Genomic DNA, 3,795 nt, shown 5'->3' with positions numbered 1-3,795 from the left:
CAGCGTGCCCGCTCGATGGCGAGCGAAGTCGGGGCGGAGATCGCCACCAGGACCGAGGCGCCGAGCGTCGCGGCCTTCTCCGCCATCTCGAAGGAGCAGCGGCTGGTGATGACGAGGAAACCCTCGTCCGGCCGCACGCCCCGGCGCAGCAGCGCGCCGATGCACTTATCCAGAGCATTGTGGCGGCCGACATCCTCGCGCACCGCGGACAGGGCCCCGTCGAGCCCGGCCCAGCCGGCGGCGTGGACCGCGCGGGTCTCCCGGTTGAGGGTCTGGCGGTCGGAGAGGGCCGTCAGCGCCGTCTGGATCGCCGCGAGCGTCACCTGCGGACCTTTTCCCGAACGGGTCCGGGCGGTCGGCAGGGCGGAGAGATCCTCGATGCCGCACACGCCGCAGCCGGTGCGGCCGCTGATCGCGCGCTTGCGGGCGAGGTGCTCGCGCAGCCGCCCCGGGGCGAGATCGACCAGGAGCCGCAGGCCGCCCTCGCCGGGCTCGACGGCGACGCCGCGGATCTCGTCGGGCGACTCGATCACGCCCTCGGTGAGGCTGAAGCCGTAGGCGAAGTCCTCGAGGTCGGCCGGCGTCAGCATCATCACCGCGTAGGGCACGGTGCCGTAGACGACGTTGACCGGCATCTCGACGGCGAGCGCTCGGGCGTCGGGCCGCGCCTCGGGCGCGTCGTAGGCGACGACGAGCGTTCCGACCTTGATCGACGTCGCAGGAGGCCCGTCGCCGACATCGTATTCAGAATTACGGCTGAGATCCTGCATCCGTATCCCCAGAAGCAGCCAAATTGCCCGTCGCGCAACCCTGCCGCCGCGTCCAAGCGACGCTTAGCGACGCTGTTGCGGTTGCGGTTTTACGATCAGTATGGTTCTACGTCGCAACCGCCCATCCGGCAGCGATACGGTCACGCCGGAACCGGCAAGGCCCGCGACAAGCTCGGGCAGTCCTCGGATTTGCGACGCCGGTCGGCAAATTCAAGGGCAAACAAACCATAGGCATCAGGGGAGCCAAGCGGGGATATGCGGACGACGCAGGTGCAACATCGGTCATCGTGGGGGCTCGCCGCGCTCGGCGCTCTCCTCGGTTCGTCCTCCTCCGCTCTCGCGGCCGGAATCGGTCAGCCCGAGCCGTGGCAGATGAGCCGTCAGATCCCGGTCACGGCCGAGGCCGCCGACCTCCTCAATTTCGAGCACGGACTGCACTGGCTCGCCTTCGCGATCTCGGTCTTCGTTCTCGGCCTCATTCTCTACTGCGTCTTCAAGTTCAACGAGAAGACGAACCCCACGCCGTCGCGCACCACGCACAACACGATGATCGAGGTGGCCTGGACCATCATCCCGGTCCTGATCCTCGTGGCGGTGGCGATTCCCTCGTTCCGCACCCTGCGCACGCAGCTCTCGGACCCGAAGGCCGACGTCGTGGTCAAGGTGGTCGGCCATGCCTGGTACTGGTCCTACGTCTACCCGGCCGAGGGCGACAAGGGCGGCTTCACCTTCGATGCCAACGTCGACGAGGAGCAGCAGCCGAAGCTTCTCGCCACCGACAACGACATGGTCGTGCCGGTCGGCAAGATCGTGAAGGTGCAGGTGACCTCGGACGACGTCATCCACTCCTGGGCGATCCCCTCCTTCGGCGGCAAGATCGACGCGATCCCCGGCCGCCTGAACCAGTGGTGGTTCAAGGCCGACCGCGAGGGCACCTATCACGGCCAGTGCTCCGAGCTGTGCGGCGCCCGTCACGCCTACATGCCGATCACCGTGCGCGTGGTCAGCGAGCAGGCCTATGCCGAGTGGCTGACCGAGGCGAAGACCAAGTACGCCGCCATCGACAACGGCGCGCGCCTCGCGGACGCCCGCTGACGCTTTCCCGTGCCGGCGCGAGCCGGCCGGTTCTCCCTTCGCCAGAGGCGACAGACATCTGATTAAGGCAAGGATCGATGGCCACCGCCACAGCACATGCCGGGCATGACGCCCACCACGACCACAAGCCCTCCTTCTTCTCCCGCTGGTTCCTCTCGACGAACCACAAGGACATCGGCACGCTCTACCTGGTCTTCGCCTTCATGGCGGGCATCATTGGCGCGTTCCTGTCCTTCGGCATCCGCATGGAGATGGAGGAGCCCGGGCTCCAGTACTTCTCCAACCCGGCGACCTACAACGTGTTCGTCACCGGCCACGGCCTCATCATGGTGTTCTTCATGGTGATGCCCGCCCTCATCGGCGGCTTCGGCAACTGGTTCGTCCCGCTGATGATCGGCGCGCCGGACATGGCGTTCCCGCGGATGAACAACATCTCGTTCTGGCTGACGGTGTCGGGCTTCGCCTGCCTCCTCTGCTCGCTGTTCGTCGAGGGCTCCCCCGGCGCGGCCGGCGCGGGCACCGGCTGGACCGTCTACCCGCCGCTCTCCTCCTCCACCGGCCATCCCGGCCCGGCGGTCGACTTCGCGATCTTCTCGCTCCACCTCGCCGGTGCGGGCTCGATCCTCGGCGCGATCAACTTCATCACCACCATCCTCAACATGCGCGCCCCCGGCATGACGCTGCACAAGATGCCGCTCTTCGCCTGGGCCGAGCTCGTCACCGCGTTCCTGCTGCTCCTGTCGCTCCCGGTGCTGGCCGGCGCGATCACGATGCTGCTGACCGACCGCAACTTCGGCACCACCTTCTTCGACCCGGCCGGCGGCGGCGACCCGGTGCTCTACCAGCACCTGTTCTGGTTCTTCGGTCACCCCGAGGTGTACGTGATGATCCTGCCGGCCTTCGGCATCGTCTCGCACATCATCGCCACCTTCTCGCGCAAGCCCGTCTTCGGCTACCTCGCCATGGCCTACGCCATGGTCGCCATCGGCGTCGTCGGCTTCGTCGTGTGGGCCCACCACATGTACACCGTCGGCCTGTCGCTCCAGACGCAGTCCTACTTCGTCTTCGCGACCATGGTGATCGCGGTCCCGACCGGCGTGAAGATCTTCTCCTGGATCGCGACGATGTGGGGCGGCTCGATCCGCTTCACCGCGGCGATGCACTGGGCGGTGGGCTTCATCTTCCTGTTCACGGTCGGCGGCGTCACCGGCGTCGTGCTCGCGAACTCCTCGGTCGATAAGTACCTGCACGACACCTACTACGTCGTCGCGCACTTCCACTACGTGCTCTCGCTCGGCGCCGTGTTCATCATCTTCGCCGGTGTCTACTACTGGTTCCCGAAGATGACCGGCCACGTCATCCCCGAGTGGGCGGGCAAGCTGCACTTCTGGCTAGCCTTCATCGGCGCGAACGTCCTGTTCTTCCCGATGCACTTCCTCGGGCTCGCCGGCATGCCGCGCCGCTACGCCGACTACCCGGAGGCGTTTGCCGGCTGGCACAAGGTCGCCACGCTCGGCGGTCACATCTTCGCCCTCAGCATGGTCGTGTTCGTGATCGGCATCGTGCTGGCCTTCCGCTCCAAGACCCGCGCCGCGGACAATCCGTGGGGCGAGGGTGCCACCACCCTGGAGTGGACCCTGTCCTCGCCCCCGCCCTTCCACCAGTTCGAGACGCTCCCCAAGATCGTCGACGAGCCGGCCCACTAAGGCGGGACGAACACATCAGGATCGCGAGGACCGCCGAGGCGGTCCTCGCTCTTTCCCGGGGGCCTCTCGCCGCTTCAGAGAGGCCTCCCGCAAAGGGCGGCGCCAGGAACGGCGCGATCCGAGACCATCAGAACAAGCGTCAGATCACGGTTTCCATGACGAGCCTGTCGAACAGCCTGAGCGCCGACGCCGGCCGCGTGTCGCTCTCCTCCGCCGCGGGCGGC

Annotated in this window: 3 protein-coding genes; 2 read left to right on the top strand and 1 reads right to left on the bottom strand. The window is 67.2% G+C overall.

Translation table 11 applies throughout. The features are described from left to right. A partial coding sequence (gene fdhD, locus MFF42_RS22700; RefSeq protein WP_238257947.1) for a formate dehydrogenase accessory sulfurtransferase FdhD occupies positions 1-770 on the bottom strand: 770 nt, incomplete at its 3' end. A 255-nt stretch (positions 771-1,025) separates the two neighbouring features. On the opposite strand from fdhD, the gene coxB reads away from it, so the two are divergent. Both coxB and ctaD read left to right on the top strand, forming a co-directional pair. Continuing rightward, a complete protein-coding gene (gene coxB / locus MFF42_RS22695) occupies positions 1,026-1,865 on the top strand; it encodes a cytochrome c oxidase subunit II (protein WP_238257946.1) in 840 nt (279 codons plus the stop codon). A 77-nt stretch (positions 1,866-1,942) separates the two neighbouring features. Continuing rightward, positions 1,943-3,571: a cytochrome c oxidase subunit I gene (ctaD, locus tag MFF42_RS22690; RefSeq protein WP_238257944.1), complete on the top strand. Its 1,629-nt coding sequence runs from the start codon at positions 1,943-1,945 to the stop codon at positions 3,569-3,571. The last annotated feature ends 224 nt before the right edge of the window (positions 3,572-3,795 follow it).

Origin of the sequence: Methylorubrum podarium (genome assembly GCF_022179745.1) — a bacterium.
GTDB classification, from domain to species: Bacteria; Pseudomonadota; Alphaproteobacteria; order Rhizobiales; family Beijerinckiaceae; genus Methylobacterium; species Methylobacterium podarium.
Note: the sequence above shows the minus strand (reverse complement) of the source record. Positions and strands in the feature narration are given on the sequence as shown.

Excerpts from the sequence above, each read along its gene's own strand:
- coxB (WP_238257946.1), top strand. The coding sequence starts at position 1,026 with ATGCGGACGACGCAGGTGCAACATCGGTCATCGTGGGGGCTCGCCGCG.
- ctaD (WP_238257944.1), top strand. The coding sequence starts at position 1,943 with ATGGCCACCGCCACAGCACATGCCGGGCATGACGCCCACCACGACCAC.